We start from the raw sequence: 20027 nt of genomic DNA, 5'->3' as shown, positions 1-20027 counted from the left end.
CCTCCCGGCCGGAGCGGACGGGAGGCCCGCTGCGGGTGCAGGAATAGGATCGGTCCATGCGCATCCACCTCGGAACGGACCACGCCGGCCTCGAGTTCAACAAGACCCTCGCCACGCACCTGACCGAAGCCGGCCACGAGGTCGTGGACCACGGTCCGACCGAGTACGAGCCGCTGGACGACTACCCCTCGTTCTGCATCAACGCGGCGCACGCCGTGGTGCAGGACCAGCGCGCGGGGGTCCAGGCCCTCGGCGTCGTCTTCGGCGGTTCGGGCAACGGCGAGCAGATCGCCGCGAACAAGGTCGAGGGCATCCGGGCGGCGCTGGTGTGGAACGAGTCGACCGCGGTCCTCGCCCGCCAGCACAACGACGCCAACGTCATCTCGATCGGTGCCCGTCAGCACACCGAGGACGAAGCCATCCGTTTCGTCGACCTGTTCATCGCCGAGCCGTTCTCCGGTGAGGAGCGTCACGCCCGTCGGATCGCCCAGCTCGCCGAGTACGAGACCACGGGGCACATCGCCGGCAAGCAGATCGACCAGTAGGGCCGAGTAGACAAGAGCAATGCCCGAGGGTCACTCCGTCCACCGCATCGCCCGCCAGTTCGAGCTGCACTTCGTCGGCCAGGTCTGCGAGGTCTCGAGCCCGCAGGGGCGGTTCGCTGCCGGAGCCGCGCAGCTCGACGGCCGGAGGATGATCGCCGCACGAGCCGTGGCGAAGCAGATGTTCCTCGAGTTCGAGGGCGACCTGTTCCTCCGCGTCCACCTGGGCCTGTACGGCGCTTGGGACTTCGCGGGTGAGATCTCGACCGACGCGACGATGCGGAGCGCGAACGGGCGGATCGGCCAGACGAACCAGCGCGGCACGGTCACCGACGACACGGGTGACGCCGACGAGACCACCACGACCGGCACCGACGCCCATGTCCCGGACGATGCCGGCGAGGACTCGCTCCGGTCCATCGGTGCCCCGCGACGCTCCCGCTACCGGATGGCCGAGCAGGAGAAGGTCGAGGACCCGATCGAGGCGTTCCCGCCGGACCCGGTCGGCCAGGTGCGGGTGCGGATCCTCACCGAGACCGCCGTGGCAGACCTCCGCGGGCCGACGGCGTGCGTGGTCGAGGACCCGGCCGGCGTGCAGCGTGCGCTCGACAAGCTCGGCCCGGACCCGATGAACGACGACGGGCCCGAGGCCGAGAAGGCGTTCGTGGACAACGTCCGGAAGCGCAACGTGGCGATCGGGCAGCTGTTGATGGACCAGTCCGTGGTGAGCGGCATCGGCAACGTGTACCGGGCGGAGCTGCTGTTCCGGCAGCGGATCGACCCGTACAAGCCCGGGAAGAAGATCACCGTCAAGCAGGCGAAGGCGCTGTGGCAGGACTGGTCGAAGCTCCTGCACGACGGCGTCCGTATCGGCCAGATGATGACGATGGACGGCCTGACCGACGCGGAGTACGAGAAGGCGATGCGCTCCCGCGCCGACCGGCACTGGGTGTACCACCGCGCGGGGGAGCCGTGCCGGGTCTGCGGGACGGAGATCCGCGTCGCCGACATGGCCGGTCGGAAGCTCTACTGGTGCCCGAAGGACCAGAAGTAGCCTTCCCGCAACACGCAACGGTGGTGGCGCTCCGCAGGGATACTGCCTTCCGCGACGGCGCGACCGTTGCGTTCCGAGGCCTCACAGAGCCCGGTGGGTCCAGCGGCCGGCGACGGCGGTGGCCAGGACCGGCATGGTGCGGAGTGCGGCCGACGAGGCGGTGAGCGGGTCGGACGGCACGAGGACCAGGTCGGCCACGTCGCCGACGGCCACGCCGACGCGGCCGTCAGTGCTGCCCCGCCACGCGGCGAGTGCCGACATCCGCTGCTCCGGGTGCCACGGATCCCGTCCGTCGCGGTCCCGGCCGACGGCGGCGGCCAGCGCCACCCACGGGTCGAGTGGCGCGACGGGGGCGTCCGATCCGAGTTGCATCCGGGCTCCGGCTCGCTCGAGTGCGGCGAACGGGAAGGCGCGGTCGGTGCGGCCCGCCCAGTGGTGGTCGGCGATGTCGCGGTCGTCCATGGCGTGCTCGGGCTGGACGGAGGCGATGACGCCGAGCCGCGCGAACCGTGGGACGTCGTCGGGCTGCAGCAGTTGGGCGTGCTCGATGGTGCCGCGGGTGCCGACGGTCTCGAACGCGTCGAGTGCCAGCGTGACGGCGCGGTCGCCGATGGCGTGGACGGCGGGGACGAGTCCGGCGGCGACGGCACGGCGGAGGACCGGGACGAGGTCCTCCGGCGTCCAGGTGAGCAGCCCTTCGCCGTCCGAGGTCGCGGCGGTCCGGGTGCCGAGGGACCCGTCGGTGATCACCTTGAACGGCCCCATCGTCAGCAGTCCGCGGGTGCCCGGCACGACGTCGCCGGTGCGGAGGCCGCGGGCGAGCACGCCGTCGAGCTCGCCCGGGTAGACGCCGGACGCCACGCGGATGGCGCCCGTGCCGGCGGCGATCCGGCGCGCCCATCGGTCGAGTCCGAACACCATCTCGAGGTCGACGACGCCTGTCACCCCGCGTCGGGTGGCGGCGTCGACCGCTTCCTCGACGGCGGCGTCGAGCAGTTCGTCGGGCACCCGGGACAGCGCACCGGTGACGTCGAAGGCATCCTGTTCGCGGAGGACGCCGTCCTCGCCCGCCGGCAGGGCACGGCCGAGCGCCGCTGCGAAGTGCGCGAGGGCGCGGGTGTTGCACCAGACGGCGTGCAGGTCCGCGGCGACGACGACGACCGGGAGGCCCGGGGCGGCTCGGTCGAGCAACTCGCGTCGCGCCGGGGCCGGCCAGAGTCCGTCCCGGTAGCCGTGCCCGACCAGGACGCGGTCCGGGAGCGCAGTGCGGGCGGCCTCGGCGAGGCGGTCGGCGGTCTCCTCGGCGGAGGCGCAGTCCTGCACGTCGATGCGCTGCCGCATGAGTGCCCACTGGTCGAAGTGCACGTGGTGGTCACGGAGCCCCGGTCCGAGCCAGGCGCCGTCCGCCTCGACGACCTCGGTGGTGACCTCGGTGCCGGAGGGCACGTCGATCGTCCCCGCCGGTCCGATCGCGGCGACCCGTCCGTTGACGACCAGGACGTCGGAGGGGGCGCCGGACGTGCCCACACGGCGGACGGTGCGGAGCAGGACGGATGTCACAGCGCCTCCCGTCCGGCGTCGCCCAGGTCCTCACGACGCGCGCGCACGCGCTCCATCTCGTCCGCCAGCGCCGGCGCCGCGTAGGGCCCGTCGGCGCGGAGACCCTCGATCACCCGGTCGACGACCTCGGGTGCCTTGTTCTGACTGAGCTTCGCGCGCGCGTCGAACCGGGTGACGCGCAGCCGGATGCCGACGGTGCCACGGGCGATGCGGCGGGCGGTGTCCTGGTCGACGTCGAGCGACACCGGGGACGGCATCTCCCGTTCGAAGTGGTCGACGAGGTCCCCGAGGACGCGGAAGTTCTCGTCGTCGGACAGGATCTCCGGCGTGCCCCACAGATGCGCGGTGGTGTGGTTCCAGGTCGGGACGAACTGCTCCGGCGGGTACCAGGCGGGGGAGACGTAGCCGTGTGGGCCCTGCACGATGACCAGGACCTCGTGCTGGCCGAGCTCGTGCGCGACCTCGTCCGGACGGCCGACGTGCGACACCAGGACGAGTTCGTCGTCAGCGCTCGCTTCGAGCAGGAACGGGTAGTGCGACGCCACCAGCCCGGTGGCCGTGTGCGACACGATCGTCGCCCAGGGGTTCCCGTCGACGAGTCGTCGGACCTCGTTGACCTCGGTCATCAGGAAAGAGGGTGTGTGCCGCATCCGACGAGCGTGGCACATGCCAGGCTGGTCGGCATGGAGAAGCGCGCTGCTTACGAGTCCGTCCTGCCCTACGTCCGGGAGTGGATCGCCTACAAGGTGTGGCAGCTGCGGTTGCCCGGCGTGCAGGTCGCCGTCGGGTTCGAGGGGCAGGAACTGTTCGCGGACGCCTTCGGCTACGCGGACGTCGAGGCCGGGCGTCGCCTGACCACCTCCGACCTGTTCCGGATCGCCTCGCACTCGAAGACGTTCACCGCGACCGCGCTGCTCCAGCTCGCCGACCAGGGCGCCCTGCGCCTCGACGACACCGTCGGCACGTTCGTCCCCGCCCTGGTCGAGGCCGGGTCGCCCATCGCCGACGCCACCGTCCGCGAGCTCATGGAGATGGGTGCCGGAGTCGTCCGCGACGGCGCCGACGGCGACCACTGGGCGCTGGCACACCCGTTCCCGGACGCCGCGGAACTCGTCGCGCTCGTCGTCGCGGGCGGCGCGAAGGTGCCCGTCGGGTCGGCCTTCAACTACTCGAACCTGGGCTACGGCCTGCTCGGCCTCGTCATCGAGGCGGTCACCGGCACCCGCTACGCCGACCACGTCCGCACGGCGATCACCGAGCCGCTCGGGCTCACCGGCACCGGCGCCGAGTTCGACCCGGCGCGGGAGGACGAGTACGTCATCGGCTACACCGGCCTGCACACCGCCCGCACCCGGCAGCGCGTTCCGCACGTGACGACGGGGGCGCTCGCCGCGGCCACCGGGTTCCACGGCACCGCCTCGGACCTGGTCCGGTACTTCTCGGCACACGTGCCCGGCCGCGGCACGCTGCTCTCCGACCATGCCAAGCGGCTGGCCCAGCGGAAGGCGTGGAGCGCGCTCGACAGCGACCCCGCCGCCCGCGGTTACGGCGCCGGGTTCGTCGTCGACCGGATCAACGGCCGGGAGGTCCGTGGCCACTCCGGCGGGTTCCCCGGACAGATCACGCAGTCGGTGTTCGATCCCGCGTCCTCGTTGGTCGTGTCGGTGTTGACGAGCAGCGCCACGGGTCCCGCGACGATGCTGGCCTACGGCATCGTCCACCTGCTCGACGCTGCCGCCGACGAGCACGCCCCCGGGGCGCCGGTGCCGGCCGACGTCGACACCGACCGCTACACCGGGCGCTTCACCACCTTCGAGGGGATCACCGACATCGCCCGCGTCGGGGAGCGGCTGCTGGCGATCGACCCGACGCAGCCGGTGCCGACCGAGTCGCCCGTCCGTCTGGAGGTCGTCGACGCGGACACGCTGCGGATGGCGTCCGGCAACCGGTTCGGGTCGATCGACGAGGACATCGTGTTCACGCGCGACGACTCCGGCGCGATCGTGTCCGTCCGGGGCGACAGCGGGATGACGCAGCGTCCGTGGTCCGTGCCGGAGGAGTCACCCGAGGTCGCGGCCGCGCTCGTCTGATCACCGCGCTCGTCAGCACACGCAGCCCTGCGGCCGGGGCTCGGGCGGTCGACGTCAGCGGACGTCGGCCGTCTCCCACAACCGCCGGGCACCGTCGCCGACCGGGCGGAGGAGCGGCGGCGCGAACACCAGCTCGGCACCGACGCACGCGACGAACAGTCCGGTCAGCGGGACCGCGAACAGGGTGGTCAGCGCGTCCTGCGGCGGCATCCAGAACCCGAACAGGACCGGCTCGACGACCGTCCACGCGAGCCACACCGCGGCGCCGACCAGCACAGCCCAGGCAGCGACGCGGTGCAACGGACCGCTCGCAGCGCCGGCGGTGGTGTCTGCTGTGGTGCTGGGCCTGGTGCGCAGGACGAGCAGCACCCCGAAGACGAACAGCAGCACTCGGGCCGCGATGAACAGCACGGTTCCGACCGCCCACACGGCACTGGGCACGAGTCCGGCGAGCGCGTAGGCCAGCACGGCCAGGGCGAAGGCGAGCAGGACGTCGTCACGACTGCGGAGCGCCCGGACCGTCACCACGATCGCCGCGACGAGGCCGATGCCCATGACGGCGCGGAAGCCGACCGCGTACTGCTCCGGCCAGGCGAGGGCGAGTTGCAGCCAGCTGGCGACGACGGCGAGCGCCGGGACGAGTGCGGCGATGACCGCGGCGAGTGCCGTCAGTCGGTCGCGTGTGGTGTCGTGCATGGTTCCCCCTCGCGCTGTCCTGCATCCGTGCAGTGTCGGCACTCTACACATCACCGGCCGCGGCGGGGAAGGGTCGGGAGGACGGGGTGGGGAGGACGGGGTGGGGACAACCCCACCACGGGTCCGGGAGGCGGCAGGATGGGACCGGGCCCGCTCCTGGGCGAGGCTCGATGCATGACCGACACCGACCGGCTCGACCTGGCCCGCACCGTCCCCCTGGACGACGCGGTGACCTCGCCCGACCATGCCGAGACCGTTCCGCTGAACACCACGACACCGGAAGCGACCGCCCCGATGCCCTCCGCCCCTGCACCCGGCCCGGACGGGCCTCCCGGCGCCTGGGACGCGACCCCGCCGGTGACCACCCCGCAGCCGCCGAAGCCGACGGCGTCGACGGGCGGCGGTCGCGGTCCGGATGCCCCGATCCGCTCCGGCAGCGGTGGCAGCGGTGGGCGACCGAGCGCCGGCGCCTTCTACCGGGAGGCCTGGCGTCGGTCGCCGCGGGACTTCGGCTACATGGCCCTCACCGCGGTGCTCCTCTGCACGCTGTACTTCGCGTTCCCCGCGATCCTGGGCATCGGCGGCCTCGGGTCCCGTGACGTGTTCAACCCGTTCACGCTGCTGCTGTTCTTCGTGGCACTGTTCGTCGCCCGCTGGCTCGGACAGTTCGAGAAGCTGCGGATGAGCTGGGCCGACCCACGGCCGATCCGTCCGGTGGACTGGACGCCGAAGTGGCAGCAGAACTGGTGGACGCGCACCGGGTCGGCGGTCGCGAACCCGCACTACTGGCTGTACCTGCTGCACGCGGTCGTCGTCTACCCGCTGACCGCTGCCGTGACGGTCGGTGCCGGGCTGCTCCTGGCGGTCGGGTTCCTCTGGCCGGTCGTCGTCGTCCTGGTGTACGTCGTCGCCGGCCGGTACGTGCTCGACCCGAACGACATCGGCTCGGGTGCCGGGGTCGTCTTCCTCGGCCTCCTGTCGATGGCGGCGAGCGTGCTCCTGTTCCCGCTCTGGCTGCGCGGCTCCGTGCTCGCGCACTACTGGATCGACCACGGCCTGCTCGGTGGCTTCCGGGCCGAGGTGCTCGAGGAGCGGGTGGCGGGCCTCCAGGCCTCCCGTGCCGGCGCCGTGACCGCGGAGGGGCAGGCACTCCGCCAGATCGAACGCGACCTGCACGACGGCCCGCAGCAGCGACTGGTGCGTCTGCGGATGGACCTGGCCGCGGCCGAGCGGTCGTTCGAGAAGGACCCGGAGCGGGCCAAGCGGCTGATCGGTGAGGCGTCCGGCCACGCGCAGGACGCGCTCGACGAACTGCGGGCGCTGTCCCGCGGGTTCGCGCCGCCGATCCTGCTCGACCGTGGGCTGGTCGCGGCCCTCGAAGCGCTGTGCTCCCGTTCGCCGATCCCGGTCGGACTCGACATCCGCCTTCCCGACGGGCTCGAACTCGCGACCGAGATCCAGCGGAACGTGTACTTCACCGTCAGCGAGCTGCTGACGAACACCGCCAAGCACGCCGGCGCCTCGGCGGCCGGGGTGTACCTCGGGCTGCTGGTCGACACGGCCGGCACCTGGTTCCTCACGGTCAGCGTGACGGACGACGGCCGCGGCGGGGCGAGCCCGCGCGAAGGGCACGGCATCGAGGGGCTGATGGGCCGGATGCGCGCCCTGGACGGTGAACTGACGGTGTCCAGCCCGCTCGGCGGACCGACGGAGGCGACCGCCCGGATCCCGCTCGGTGCGCTCAACGGTGTCCCCACGCCCCGCACGTGAGCAGGTGCGCGTCGCCGCTAGGCTGAGCGCATGACCGACGGCCCGGATGCAGCACGCATCCGGGCCGTCGTCGTCGACGACGCCGTCCTGCTCCGCGAGGGCCTGGCCCGCGTGCTCGACGAGGCCGGCATCGACGTCGTCGGCCAGTTCGGCGATCCGGCGTCGTTCCTCGCCGCACTGCCCGCGCTGACCCCGGACGTCGTCGTGATGGACGTGCGGATGCCGCCGACCTTCACCGACGAGGGTGTCCGCGCAGCTGTCCAGGCGCGGCGGATCGCTCCCCGGACCGGCATCCTGCTGCTGTCCCAGTACGTCGAGGCCGCCTACGCCGAGGACGTCCTGGCCGCCGGCAGCGCCGGCATCGGCTACCTGCTGAAGGACCGCGTCACCCGGCTCGACGAGATCGACGACGCCGTCCGTCGGGTCGCATCGGGAGGCACGGTGCTGGACCCCGAGGTCGTCACGCAGCTGATGAGCCGCCGCCGCGACCCCCTGGCGGCGCTGACACCCCGGGAGCGCGAGGTCCTCGGCCTGATGGCCGAGGGTCGCACCAACGCCGCCATCGCCCGTGCACTCGTGATCGGCACCGGGGCGGTCGAGAAGCACGTGACGAGCATCTTCGGCAAGCTCGCGCTCGAGGACACCGGCGAGGACCACCGCCGCGTCCTGGCCGTCCTGGCCTACCTCGGATGAACCGCGTCCCGGCACCGCTGCTGGCACTCACCGCGATGCTGTCGGTGCAGATCGGCGCAGCGGTCGCGAAGACCCGCTTCGAGGAGGTCGGCTCGGTGGGCGCCGCCACCCTCCGGCTCGTCATCGCCGCGGTCGTCCTGGCGCTCGTCGTCCGCCCCCGGGTTCGGCACTGGACCCGAGCCCAGTGGCTCGCCGCGGTCCTGCTCGGCCTGGCGCTCGGCGGCATGAACCTGTTCATCTACGTGGCGTTCGCGACGATCCCGATCGGCGTCGCCGTGACGATCGAGTTCCTCGGCCCGCTGACGCTCTCGCTCGCGCACACCCGGCGCTGGCGGGATGCCGGCTGGGCGGCGCTGGCGCTCGTGGGCGTGGTGCTGCTCGGCGTCGGACCGTCCGCGGTCGGCGACGTCGGGGGAGTCGTGGCCGCCGTCCTCGCCGCCGGGTGCTGGGCCGCGTACATCGTGATGAACCGCCGGGTCGGTGCGGCGATCCCGGGCATCGACGGGCTGGCCGTGTCCATGCTCGTCGCGATGGTGGTGGCGCTGCCGTTCGGACTCCGGCCCGCGGTCCAGGGTGTCGTGGCCGACCCGCTGTTGCTCGTCGTGTTCGGCGTCGTGGCGCTGCTCTCGAGTGTGCTGCCGTACGCGCTCGAGATGTCCGCGCTCCGCCGGATGCCGACGCGGGTGTTCGGTGTGCTGCAGAGCCTGGGCCCGGCGATCGCGGCGCTCGCCGGTCTGGTCGTCCTCGGTGAGGCGCTGTCGGTACTCGAGGTCGTCGCCCTCGTCTGCGTCACCGCGGCGAGCGCCGGGGTCACCCTGACGTCGCGGCGGGGTGCCGCGGCGGTCTGACGACGTCCGGCTGTCCGCCGGAGGAGGGCCGACTACTCGGCGCGCAGGAAGTCGGCGTAGGTGGGCTCGGACTGGGCGCCCGACAGGAGCGAGGGGTCGTTGACGCGTCGGTCGACGTAGGCCTCGATGACCTCGGCGGGGGTGAGCACGTGGGCGACCCAGGACGGCACGTCGGTCTTCTCCACGGTGCCTCCTCTCGGTCTCCGGCGCAGATGTCTCGATCGTCGAGAATCTTCGTGAGCCGGTGTGTCACGAACGATCCTCGCCAGCGCGCGTGAAGTCAACGCAGTGCGTCATGCGGACTCCGGGGAACGCGATCTCGCCGGTCGAGGATCTGATCGGCTGCCGCTCGTCGGCGCGTTTCCGGTCCGCGGATCGACCGCGCGGAGGGTGCGGTGCTTCACGGCCGATCGCCAGATCCAGGCGTCGGCCTGCTGTCCGAACTGCGCCCACTCGACCAGGACGGCGTCGCGCGTCCAGCTCCGTGCGAAGGCCTTCACCCGGACGTGGAAGGTCGGGAACTGCACCCACGCCCAGACCGGGATCGGGGTGACCGCGTGGCACACGTCGTCACCCCGGGCCTCCTCCGACAGGGAGAAGGCGCTGGGGCGTTCCACCTCCGGGTGCTCCGGGGGCTGCCACCGGTTCTCGCGACGCCGTCCCACCCTCGTATTCGAACGTGTGTTCGAACGCCCCGTCAAGTCCGGCGCGTGCTCCGGCGTGTCCGGCACGGCCCGGACGACCCGACCCAGACGCCAAAGCGACAGATGTGCGCCGGAACTCGGCGCGCATCTGTCGCTTTCGCGTCCAGGACGGCGCGGCCGGGCCACGCCGGGCTCGCGCGGGCCGAAGTCAGGGGGCGGCGCGCGCGGTGGACTCGCGCACGCTCAGCGTCAGCTCGGGCCCCGGGCGCGACGGGAGGGGCACCTCGGACTCGATCTGCTCGCGGAGCAGCACCGCGGCCCGCTGCCCGAGCTCGACGGTGTCCCGGGTGAGCGAGGTGATCGCCGGACGCACGAGCCGGATCATCGCCGAGTCGTCGAACGACACGATCGAGACGTCCTGCGGCACCCGCACGCCCATCTCGCTCGCGACGCCGAGCCCGGCGACGGCGAGCACGTCGTTGTCGAACACGATCGCCGTCGGTCGGGTCGCCCCGGAGAGCAGGCGGCGGGTGGCTGCGGCACCGGCCTCGGCGGAGTAGTCGGTCGGCACGGACTCCATGCGGTCGTCGACATCCGTCCCGGCGAACGCCCGCACCCGGTCGATCCGCAGCGCGGTGTGTTCGAACTCGGGCGGCCCGGAGACGTGCGCGATCCGCCGGTGCCCGAGGGCCCGCAGGTAGCGCAGGACCGTCTCGGTGGCATCCGAGTCGTCGATCCAGACGCTCGGGGCGGCGCCGGCAGGGGAGGGATGTGACCCGACGACGACCGACGGCATGCCCAGGTCGGCGAGCAGGCGCAGGCGTTCGTCGTCCCTCCGCGGGTCGATGACGATCACGCCGTCGACCCGGTGTCCGCGCCACCAGTCGCGGTAGGTCTCGAGCTCTTCGTCGGCGTCGCGGGCGACGAGCAGCGTCATGCCGATGTGGGTGCCGGTCAGGCCGAGCTGGATGCCGGAGATCAGGTCGCCGAAGAAGGACTCGGTGCCCAGGGTGCGGGCGGGGCGGTTCAGCACGAAGCCGATCGACCCGGCCTTCGCGCCGCCCAGGGCCCGCGCTGCGGTGTGCGGCTGCCAGTCCAGGTCACGGGCCACCTGACGGACCCGTTCCCGCGTCGTCTCGGAGACGCCGGGGCGGCCGTTGAGTGCGAACGAGACCGCGCTGATCGACACGCCCGCCCGTGCTGCGATGTCGGCGATCGTCGTTCGGCGTCCCGTGGCCACGGGCTTGACTATAGCGCTTTAGTCAGGCATCGTCGCCGTCACGCAGGGGTTCGGCGCACAAGGCTGAACCGGTTCAGTAGCTCGACGAAGGAGTCAGCAACGATGAGAAGCACCCACCGCACCACGTCGGGCCGAGTGGCCGCGATCCTCGCAGGCGCCGCAGCGACCGCCCTCGTCCTCACCGGTTGCTCGAGCGGCGGCACCGCCAGCACCGGCGGCGGTGACGGCGAGGTCAGCGGGTCGATCACCCTGCAGACCTGGGCCCTCACGCCGACCTACACGGACTACCTCAACGGGGTGGTCAAGGCGTTCGAGAAGAAGTACCCGGATGCGAAGGTCAAGCTCGTCGACCAGCCCGGCGACGGCTACGCGGACAAGGTGCTCAGCCAGGCCTCGTCGAACTCGCTCCCGGACGTCGTCAACCTGCCGCCGGACATCGCCCTGCCCCTCGCCAAGCGCGGCTTCCTGCAGGACGTGTCGAAGGACGACAGCAAGCTCTCGAGCACCTACGTCGAGGGCGCCCTCGCGGCGTACGACTACAAGGGCGTCGACGGCACGTTCGGCTACCCCTGGTACCTCAACACCGACATCGACTACTGGAACAAGACGATGTTCGAGAAGTGCGGTCTCGACCCGGCCAGCCCGCCGAAGACGACCGACGAGCTGTTCACGCAGGCCGAGACGATGCACCAGAAGTGCCCGGACGACTACCTGATGAGCCGCAAGCCCGGTCTGTCCGACTTCTCGCTCGCCGGCGTCAAGATCCTCAACGCCGACGGCACGAAGTTCACGTTCGCGAACTCCTCGAAGGCCGCCGACCTCATCACGAAGTACGCCAATGCCTACAAGGAGGGCCTGATGCCGTCGTCGGTCCTCAACACCGACTACCTCGGCAACTCCACCCTGTTCACGCAGGGCAAGGTCGCCTGGACCACCGGTGGTGCGACCGCGATCAGTGACTTCGAGAAGAACAACCCGTCGCTCAAGGGCAACATCATCGTCTCGCCGGCGCTGGACAACCCGCCGCTCTACGTGCAGGGCCTCAGCGTCTCGGCGAAGAGCAAGCACATCGCCACGGCCGAAGCGCTCGCCGAGTTCATGACCAACGCGAAGAACCAGGAGGCGTTCGCGCACCTGGTGAACATCTTCCCGTCGACGAAGTCGTCGCAGTCCGACCCGTTCTTCTCGAAGGACGACGGCACCGTGCAGGCCAAGGCCCGTGTGCTCGCGAACGAGGCGCTGAAGACCGCGAAGAACCTCAACCCGGTCGAGGCGAACTCGGCGATGACCGACTTCCTCGACCAGCAGATCGCGCTGGCGATGAAGGGCGGCACCACCCCGGAGAAGGCGCTGCAGACCGCGCAGGACAAGATGAACACCCTGCTCGCCAACGGCTGACCCAGCTCGTCACGTCAAGGAAGAGGGAGGATCGTCATGCGTGCGAACCGCTGGTTCACGCCCTGGCTGCTGGTGCTGCCCGCACTGGTCTGGCTGCTCGCGTTCAGTCTCTGGCCGTCGATCAACACCGTGCGGCTGTCGTTCACGAACGCGAGCCCGCTCGGCGGGGTCAGCGCCTGGGTGGGGACGGCGAACTTCCGGACCCTGCTCGCGGATCCGCAGGTGTGGGAGGCGCTGCTCAACAGCGTCATCTACATGGCAGTCTGCCTGCCGCTGCTGACGGTCCTCCCGCTCCTGATGGCGGTGCTCGTCCAGCACAAGATGCCCGGCATCGCGTTCTTCCGGACCGCGTACTACACGCCGGTGATCGCGAGCGCGGTCGTCGTCGGGCTGATCTGGAACTGGATCCTCGACGACCGCGGTGTCGTCAACGAGATGGCGCAGTCGCTCGGCATCGTGCAGGGCGCGATCCCGTTCCTGACGGACCGGTGGCTCCTGCTGTTCAGCGCCATCAGCCTGACCGTGTGGAAGGGCCTCGGCTACTACATGATCATCTTCCTGGCCGCGCTCGGGAACGTCGGCAAGGACCTGCACGAAGCCGCCGCACTCGACGGTGCCGGCTCGGTCCGACGCTTCTGGTCGGTGACCATGCCCGGTGTCCGCGGCACGATGACCCTCGTCGGGATCCTCGTGTGCGTGAGTGCGCTCCGGGTGTTCAGTGAGCTCTACATCCTGACGAACGGGACGGGCGGCCCCGGCGGCCAGGACAACTCCCTCGTCATGCTCATCCAGCAGTACGCCCGCGGCTTCACCGGCAACCTCGGCTACGCGTCCGCCCTGAGCCTCCTGCTCTTCGCCGTGACGCTCATCCCGATGCTCGCCCTCGCCCGGATGAACAGCAAGGCGGACAAGTGACGAACACGACCGACACCAGCGAACCCGTCATCGGCGGCAACGCCGGCCTCGCCGCACCGACGCCCGACGTGGCCGGCGCGACGGGCGCCGGACCAGCCTCCCGAACGGACCGACGGGGCGGAACGGACGGACGGGGCGGGACGGACGGGGCCGGCAAGCGTCGCCGTCGTGCGGTCTGGGGCGTCATGTCCATCCGTGAGAAGGTGATCCGCTACGTCCTGCTCATCGTGGTGCTGTTCATCACGATCGGCCCGTTCCTCTGGCAGCTCTCCACCTCGCTCAAGGGCACCGGTGAGGACATCTACACGGCGAACCCGTCGTTCATCCCGTCGCAGCCGACGATCGGCAACTACCTGCGCGTCGCCGACGCGATCCCGGTCTTCGGCTACATCGGCAACTCGCTCATCGTCGCCGCGATCGACGTGATCGGGAACATCGTCTTCGCGACCCTCGCCGGGTTCGCCCTGGCACGGCTGCAGTGGCGCTTCCGCAAGGTCGTCCTCGGCCTGTTCCTCGCCACCCTGGTGCTGCCGGGCGAAGCGACGATCATCTCCCAGTTCGTCACCGTGAAGGACCTGGGTCTCGCCGACTCCCTGGTCGGCGTCGCCCTGCCCGGCATGATCGCCGCACTCAACGTGCTGCTCATGTTCAACGCGTTCCGGCAGGTACCCGAGGAGATCGACCAGGCCGCGGTGATGGACGGCGCGAACGCCATGCAGCGGCTCCGCTACATCTCGTTCCCGGCCGTGCAGGGGACCATCGCCGTCATCGCGATCTTCTCGTTCATCGGCGCGTGGGACGACTTCCTCTGGCCGCTCATCGTCCTGCAGTCGCCGGACAAGCTCACCCTGACGGTCGGTCTGCAGTACCTGCAGGGCACGTTCGCCACCGACCAGCGGATGATCGCGGCCGGCACGATGATCGCGTTCATCCCGATCGCGGTGATCTTCGCGCTCCTGCAGCGCTTCTTCTTCAAGGGCGTGGAAGAGGGCGGGGTGAAGGGCTGATGCGCTTCGGCGTCAACCACACGCCGTCGAACGGGTGGTTCCACTCGTGGCTCGACTTCTCGCCCTCGGACACCGCGCGGGACCTCGAGGCCATCGCGTCGCTCGGCGCCGACCACGTGCGGATCTTCCCGCTGTGGCCCGTCGTGCAGCCGAACCGGACGCTGATCCGCCCCTCGGCACTCGAGGACGTCGCCACCGTGGTCGACATCGCCGGCTCGTTCGGGCTCGACGTCAACGTCGACGCCCTGCAGGGTCACCTGTCCAGCTTCGACTTCGTGCCGTCCTGGCTGGACAGCTGGCACCGCCGGAACATGTTCACCGACCCGGACGTCGTCGCCTCGACCGCCGCGTACGTCCGGGCGCTCGCCGCCGCGGTCGCAGACCGGCCGAACCTGCTCGGCGTCACCATCGGCAACGAGGTCAACCAGTTCGCGCACGCCCCGCACCCCGCACCGTTCGCGACCACCGCCGAGCAGGGACACGCCTGGGCAGCGGCGATGGTCGACGCGGCGAGGGCCGGGCTCGGTGACGGCCGGGAGGCCCGTGGCGCGTCCGTCCCGTCGGCCCGGCGACCGCTGGTCACCTTGGCCCAGTACGACGCCGCCTGGTACGACGACGCCCAGCCGTTCGGCCCCGAGCACGCCGCCGAGCACGGTGACGCGACCGTCACGCACTCGTGGGTGTTCAACGGCGCAGCGCGCCTGCACGGTGCCCTCGGTGCCGGCTCGGTCCGGCACGGGGAGTACCTGCTCCAACTCGCCGCCGCCTGGAACGGTCGCGCAGACCGGCCGAACTGGTTGCAGGAGGTCGGCGCACCGACGAACGTGGTGGACGTGGCCGACGCCCCGACCTTCACCGAGCAGACCATCCGGCACGCCCTCGACGTGCAGGAGCTGTCCGGGATCACGTGGTGGTGCTCGCACGACGTCTCCCGCTCGCTCGCCGACTTCCCGGAGCTCGAGTACGACCTCGGCCTGCTGACGAACGACGGCCGCGTGAAGCCGACGGGGGAGCGGTTCCGCGAGATGGCGCTGACCTTCGGTGACGGCCGCTACGACGCACCCACCCCGCCGGCCACCGCGCTCGTCCTCGACGACGTCGCTCCCGACGGGGCGCCGCTGCACGGCACCCGCGCCGACTCGGCCCCCGGCGGCCGGTTCGCCGTCGCCTGGCTCGCGATCGCCGAGCAGGACGGACGCGGGCCCCAGGTGGTGCTGCGCTCCCGGCTCGCCGACACCGCGCTGCTCGCAGCCCGCGGCATCCGTACCTGCGTCGACGTGCCCGCGGGCACCACGGCGACCGCGCTCTCGGTCGCGCACCCGGCGACCATGCCCTGACCGACCGCACGACCGACCGCACGACCGACCGCCTGACCGACTGCACGACGAACACCACCGACCCGACGACCACCGCCGTCCCCGGAAGGACCCATGCACGACGACATCCCGCTCACCATCGGCCGCGCACGCCGCGTGCTCGACGAGCGCATCCTGCCCGAGGTGCACGCCACCGCCGTCCCGCTCGACACCGCCTGGCACGAACTGCCCGGCGAGCCGATCGCCCCCGCCGAGGGACTCGCGCTCACCTTCGAGCCGTACGAGGTCGGCACCCCCTGGGGAGCAGCCTGGGGCACCACCTGGTTCCGCCTCTCCGGGACCGTCCCCGCCGGGTGGGCCGGGCAGCGCGTCGAGGCGCTCATCGACCTCGGGTTCGACAAGAACATGCCGGGCTTCCAGTGCGAGGGACTCGTCTACCTGTCCGACGGAACACCGGTGAAGTCGATCAACCCGCGCAACCAGTGGGTCCTCATCGCCGAGCAGGCCGTCGGTGGCGAGACCGTCGAGTTCTTCGTCGAGGCGGCGTCGAACCCGGTGCTGCTCGACTACCACCCCTTCCTGGTCACGCAGGAGGGCGACGTCCGGACCTCGTCCCCGAAGCGGCTGTACACGTCGCGCCGGATGGACCTCGCCGTGTTCGCGGCCGAGGTGCACGAGCTTGCACTCGACATCGACGTCCTGCTCGAACTGCAGGAGGAGCTGCCGCAGGGCCCGCGCCGGATGCGGATCCTGCAGGCGCTCGACGACGCCCTCGACGCGCTCGACCTGCAGCACATCCCAGGGACCGCCCCCGCCGCCCGTGCGGCGCTCGCCGAGGTGCTCGCCGCACCCGCCGAGGCCTCCGCGCACCGGATCTCCGCCGTCGGCCACGCCCACATCGACTCCGCCTGGCTCTGGCCGGTGCGCGAGACGATCCGGAAGGTCGCCCGCACCACGTCGAGCATGACCGAGCTGATCGGGCAGACGGACGACTTCCTCTACGGCATGTCCAGCGCCCAGCAGTACGCCTGGATCAAGGAGCACCGCCCCGAGGTCTACGCGAAGGTCAAGGACGCCGTCGCCGCCGGCCGGTTCCTGCCCCTCGGCGGCATGTGGGTCGAGTCCGACACCGTGATGCCGACGGGGGAGTCGATCGTCCGGCAGTTCTCGCAGGGACAGCGGTTCTTCGAGCGCGAGTTCGGCATCCGACCGAAGGGCGTGTGGCTGCCGGACAGCTTCGGCTACTCGCCGGCGCTGCCGCAGCTGATGCGTCGCGCCGGGTTCGAGTGGTTCTTCACGCAGAAGATCTCCTGGAACCAGGTAAACAAGTTCCCGCACCACACGTTCCTGTGGGAGGGCATCGACGGGTCGCGGGTCTTCTCGCACTTCCCGTCGATGGACACGTACAACTCGCGGCTCTCCGGGTCCGAAGTGGCGAAGGCCGCCCGGCAGTTCCGCGAGAACCGTCTGGCCACCGGCTCGATCGCCCCGGTCGGCTGGGGCGACGGCGGCGGCGGCACGACCCGTGAGATGACCGGCACGGCCGCACGCCTGGCCGACCTGGAGGGCAGCGCCCGCGTCACGTGGGAGCACCCCGACGCGTTCTTCGACCGGGCCAAGAGCGAGCTGGAGAACCCGCCCGTGTGGGTCGGCGAGCTCTACCTCGAGCTGCACCGCGCCACACTGACGAGCCAGCACCAGACCAAGCAGGGCAACCGCCGCAGCGAGCACCTGCTCGTCGAGGCCGAGCTGTGGTGCGCCACGGCCGCCGCCCGCACCGACTTCGCGTACCCGTACGACGAGCTCGACGCGCTCTGGCAGCAGGTCCTGCTCCAGCAGTTCCACGACATCCTGCCGGGTACCTCGATCGCGTGGGTGCACCGCGAGGCCGTCGAGCGGTACGCCGAGGTCGCCGACCGCCTGGAGGCCCTCATCGCCTCCGCCCTGTCGGCCCTCGCCGGTTCCGGGGACCGGACGATCGTCGTCAACCCGGCCCCGAGCCTCCAGAGCGGTGCCCTGGCGCAGAGCGCGATCCTGACCACCGACGTGGAGGCGACGACCGCCGTCACCCTCACCGAGGCCGACGGCGGGATCGTGCTCACCAACGAACTGGTCCGGGTCGTCGTCGACGGCCGCGGCCTCGTCACCAGTGCGGTCGACCTGACCACCGGACGCGACGCGATCGCCCCCGGCCAGGTCGCGAACCTGCTGCAGCTGCACCAGGACTTCCCGAACATGTGGGACGCGTGGGACGTGGACCGGTACTACCGGAACCGCGTCGAGGACCTGGTCGACGTGACCGGCCTCCGTGCCTCGGTCGACGCCGACGGGACCGCCCGGGTGACGGTGTCGCGGGCGTTCAGCGAGTCCACCGTGACGCAGGAGATCACGCTCGCACCGGGCGCACGCACCCTGGAGTTCGCCCAGGTCACCGACTGGCACGAGACCGAGAAGTTCCTCAAGGTGGCGTTCCCGCTCGACGTCCGCGCCGAGCACACCATCGCCGAGACGCAGTTCGGCGCGCAGAAGCGGGTGACGCACACGAACACCTCGTGGGAGGCCGCGAAGTTCGAGACGTCCATGCACCGCTACGTTCTCGTCGAGGAGCCCGGATTCGGCGTCGCGCTCGTGAACGACTCGATCCACGGGTTCGACGTCACACGCGACTCGGTCGACGGCCACGTCACCACGACGCTCCGGCTCTCGCTGCTGCGGGCACCGCGGTTCCCGGACCCGGAGACCGACCAGGGCGTGCAGACGCACCGGTACGGGATCGTCATCGGGACGGACATCGTCGGCGCGACCGCGGCCGGCACGGCGATGAACACCGCCGTCCGGACGGTCACCGGTGCGCACGGCTTCGACTCGCTCGTGCAGGCCTCCGGCGACGTGGTGGTCTCGGCCGTCAAGCTCGCCGACGACCGCTCCGGCGACCTGGTCGTCCGGGTCTACGAGCCGGGTGGACGCCGCGGGACGGGCGGCCTGGCGGTCGACGGACCCTTCGACGAGCCGGTCGAGGTCACGTTGCTCGAGGAGATCGACCCGGCACTGCCGGGCGTCGCCGCGATCACCGACGGGGTGGCGGCCTTCCCGGTCGACGCGTTCGAGGTCCGCACGTTCCGCTTCCCGCGACGGGGTGCAGCGCACTGACCGTGGCCGGATGAGACCCCCGCCGCCGGGACTTCGGGTGTCCCGGCGGCGGGTCCCACGGCCGATCGGTCGTGGACCCGCGGCGGCACCTCGTCGCCGCGGACACCACTCGAAGAGGAGTGACATGCAGAAGTCCATGAAGATCGGGATCGTGGCGGCGCTGGTCGCCATGGTGGCGGCGCCGATGGTGCCCGCCGCCGCATCAGCCGCACCGGGCGGGCCGGCAGCCGCGTCGCACGGCCAGGGGCACGGAAACGGCCACGGCCACGGCCACGGGCGGCCGGGACACTCCGCCCCGACGAAGTCCGGGCCGACGAACATCGCGTACGTCGAGGTGAACAACGACGAACTCCGGAACGTCGGTCGGTACACGCTCGAGAACGGTGCGAACGCCTTCGACGTGGCGATCATCTTCGCCGCGAACATCAACCGCGACGCGGACGGCGACGCGGTCCTGTACGCCAACGAGAACGTGCAGCGAACGCTGGACCAGGCTGCGACGCAGATCCGGCCCCTGCAGGCCAAAGGCATCAAGGTGACGCTCTCCGTGCTCGGCAACCACCAGGGCACCGGGCTCGCGAACTTCACCTCCAAGGCCGACGCCCGCGACTTCGCGGCGCAGGTGTCCGCGACGGTCAAGCAGTACGGCCTGGACGGCGTGGACCTGGACGACGAGTACTCGGACTACGGCGTGGACGGCACACCGCAGCCGAACGACCAGTCGATCGGCTGGCTCGTCTCGGCACTCCGCGCGGACATGCCCGGCAAGATCATCTCCTTCTACGACATCGGCCCGTCGTCGACGTCGCTACAGCAGGAGAAGCCGTCGATCGGCAAGAAGCTCGACTACGCGTGGAACCCCTACTACGGCACCTACACGGCGCCGCAGATCCCGGGTGTGCCGAAGTCGAAGCTCTCGGCCGCCGCGGTCGACATCCAGAACACCCCGGTGGCCACGGCCGTCTCGTTCGCCGAGCGGACCAAGGCCGACGGGTACGGCGTCTACATGACGTACAACCTGCCGGACGGTGACGTCAGCCCCTACGTGTCGCAGTTCACGAAGGTGCTGTACGGCCAGTCGGCCGTCTACCGGTGAGGGACGAC

General features: G+C 71.1%; 18 protein-coding genes. 12 read left to right on the top strand and 6 right to left on the bottom strand.

The annotated features are described in order from the left end of the window. Positions 1 to 56 precede the first annotated feature (56 nt). Positions 57 to 545, top strand: coding sequence for a ribose-5-phosphate isomerase (locus DEJ31_RS03190; protein ID WP_111121211.1), 489 nt, complete (start codon positions 57 to 59; stop codon positions 543 to 545). Between the two features lie 19 nt (positions 546 to 564). Continuing rightward, on the top strand, positions 565 to 1596 hold the full coding sequence (locus tag DEJ31_RS03185) for an Fpg/Nei family DNA glycosylase (protein ID WP_110905032.1): 1032 nt from the start codon (positions 565 to 567) through the stop codon (positions 1594 to 1596). An 81-nt stretch (positions 1597 to 1677) separates the two neighbouring features. Here DEJ31_RS03185 and DEJ31_RS03180 read toward each other — a convergent pair whose 3' ends face one another. Together DEJ31_RS03180 and DEJ31_RS03175 are read right to left on the bottom strand one after the other, a co-directional pair. Next, positions 1678 to 3156: an amidohydrolase gene (locus DEJ31_RS03180; protein WP_111121210.1), complete on the bottom strand. Its 1479-nt coding sequence runs from the start codon at positions 3154 to 3156 to the stop codon at positions 1678 to 1680. Continuing rightward, positions 3153 to 3806 (bottom strand): FMN-binding negative transcriptional regulator, encoded by a 654-nt coding sequence (locus DEJ31_RS03175; RefSeq protein ID WP_111121209.1) that lies wholly within the window; start codon positions 3804 to 3806, stop codon positions 3153 to 3155. Before DEJ31_RS03175 ends, DEJ31_RS03180 begins: the two co-directional genes overlap by 4 nt. Positions 3807 to 3839: 33 nt before the next feature. Between DEJ31_RS03175 and DEJ31_RS03170 the strand changes: the two genes are divergently transcribed. Further along, positions 3840 to 5246, top strand: a complete 1407-nt coding sequence (locus DEJ31_RS03170) for a serine hydrolase (RefSeq protein WP_110905030.1) — start codon at positions 3840 to 3842, stop codon at positions 5244 to 5246. 54 nt (positions 5247 to 5300) lie between these two features. Here DEJ31_RS03170 and DEJ31_RS03165 read toward each other — a convergent pair whose 3' ends face one another. Continuing rightward, positions 5301 to 5942, bottom strand: a complete 642-nt coding sequence (locus DEJ31_RS03165) for a hypothetical protein (protein WP_111121208.1) — start codon at positions 5940 to 5942, stop codon at positions 5301 to 5303. 174 nt (positions 5943 to 6116) lie between these two features. On the opposite strand from DEJ31_RS03165, the gene DEJ31_RS03160 reads away from it, so the two are divergent. The 3 genes from DEJ31_RS03160 to DEJ31_RS03150 are packed head-to-tail and all read left to right on the top strand — an operon-like array spanning position 6117 to position 9253. Continuing rightward, on the top strand, positions 6117 to 7712 hold the full coding sequence (locus DEJ31_RS03160) for a sensor histidine kinase (RefSeq protein ID WP_111045324.1): 1596 nt from the start codon (positions 6117 to 6119) through the stop codon (positions 7710 to 7712). A 30-nt stretch (positions 7713 to 7742) separates the two neighbouring features. Beyond that, positions 7743 to 8405: a response regulator transcription factor gene (locus DEJ31_RS03155; RefSeq protein ID WP_110904025.1), complete on the top strand. Its 663-nt coding sequence runs from the start codon at positions 7743 to 7745 to the stop codon at positions 8403 to 8405. After that, a complete protein-coding gene (locus DEJ31_RS03150) occupies positions 8402 to 9253 on the top strand; it encodes a DMT family transporter (RefSeq protein ID WP_110904024.1) in 852 nt (283 codons plus the stop codon). The genes DEJ31_RS03155 and DEJ31_RS03150 overlap by 4 nt, the downstream gene beginning before the upstream one ends. 32 nt (positions 9254 to 9285) lie before the next feature. Here the strand turns inward: DEJ31_RS03150 and DEJ31_RS17100 are convergent, their stop codons facing one another. From DEJ31_RS17100 to DEJ31_RS03140, 3 genes are all read right to left on the bottom strand, one after another. Further along, positions 9286 to 9438, bottom strand: a complete 153-nt coding sequence (locus tag DEJ31_RS17100; RefSeq protein WP_181421596.1) for a hypothetical protein — start codon at positions 9436 to 9438, stop codon at positions 9286 to 9288. Between the two features lie 108 nt (positions 9439 to 9546). Then, entirely contained in the window at positions 9547 to 9870 is a 324-nt protein-coding gene (locus tag DEJ31_RS03145; protein WP_146236751.1) for a hypothetical protein, read from the bottom strand. A gap of 235 nt (positions 9871 to 10105) precedes the next feature. After that, complete coding sequence (locus DEJ31_RS03140; RefSeq protein WP_110904022.1) at positions 10106 to 11137, bottom strand: LacI family DNA-binding transcriptional regulator; 1032 nt, start codon at positions 11135 to 11137, stop codon at positions 10106 to 10108. Between the two features lie 102 nt (positions 11138 to 11239). On the opposite strand from DEJ31_RS03140, the gene DEJ31_RS03135 reads away from it, so the two are divergent. From DEJ31_RS03135 to DEJ31_RS03110, 6 genes are all read left to right on the top strand, one after another. Beyond that, positions 11240 to 12535 carry a sugar ABC transporter substrate-binding protein gene (locus tag DEJ31_RS03135; protein WP_111121207.1) on the top strand — a complete coding sequence of 432 codons (1296 nt, stop codon included), beginning with the start codon at positions 11240 to 11242 and terminating at the stop codon, positions 12533 to 12535. A 36-nt stretch (positions 12536 to 12571) separates the two neighbouring features. Further along, complete coding sequence (locus DEJ31_RS03130; protein WP_110904020.1) at positions 12572 to 13450, top strand: carbohydrate ABC transporter permease; 879 nt, start codon at positions 12572 to 12574, stop codon at positions 13448 to 13450. After that, positions 13447 to 14457, top strand: a complete 1011-nt coding sequence (locus DEJ31_RS03125) for a carbohydrate ABC transporter permease (RefSeq protein ID WP_220034845.1) — start codon at positions 13447 to 13449, stop codon at positions 14455 to 14457. The genes DEJ31_RS03130 and DEJ31_RS03125 overlap by 4 nt, the downstream gene beginning before the upstream one ends. Further along, positions 14457 to 15794, top strand: a complete 1338-nt coding sequence (locus tag DEJ31_RS03120) for a cellulase family glycosylhydrolase (protein ID WP_110904019.1) — start codon at positions 14457 to 14459, stop codon at positions 15792 to 15794. The genes DEJ31_RS03125 and DEJ31_RS03120 overlap by 1 nt, the downstream gene beginning before the upstream one ends. A gap of 93 nt (positions 15795 to 15887) precedes the next feature. Next, complete coding sequence (locus DEJ31_RS03115) at positions 15888 to 18923, top strand: glycoside hydrolase family 38 C-terminal domain-containing protein (protein WP_111121206.1); 3036 nt, start codon at positions 15888 to 15890, stop codon at positions 18921 to 18923. A gap of 124 nt (positions 18924 to 19047) precedes the next feature. After that, a complete protein-coding gene (locus DEJ31_RS03110) occupies positions 19048 to 20019 on the top strand; it encodes an endo-beta-N-acetylglucosaminidase H (protein WP_111121205.1) in 972 nt (323 codons plus the stop codon). The last annotated feature ends 8 nt before the right edge of the window (positions 20020 to 20027 follow it).

Origin of the sequence: Curtobacterium sp. MCPF17_031 (assembly GCF_003234035.1) — a bacterium.
Classification (GTDB): Bacteria; Actinomycetota; Actinomycetes; order Actinomycetales; family Microbacteriaceae; genus Curtobacterium.
The sequence above is the reverse complement of the archived record's forward strand: the minus strand, read 5'-3'. Positions and strand labels throughout refer to the sequence as shown.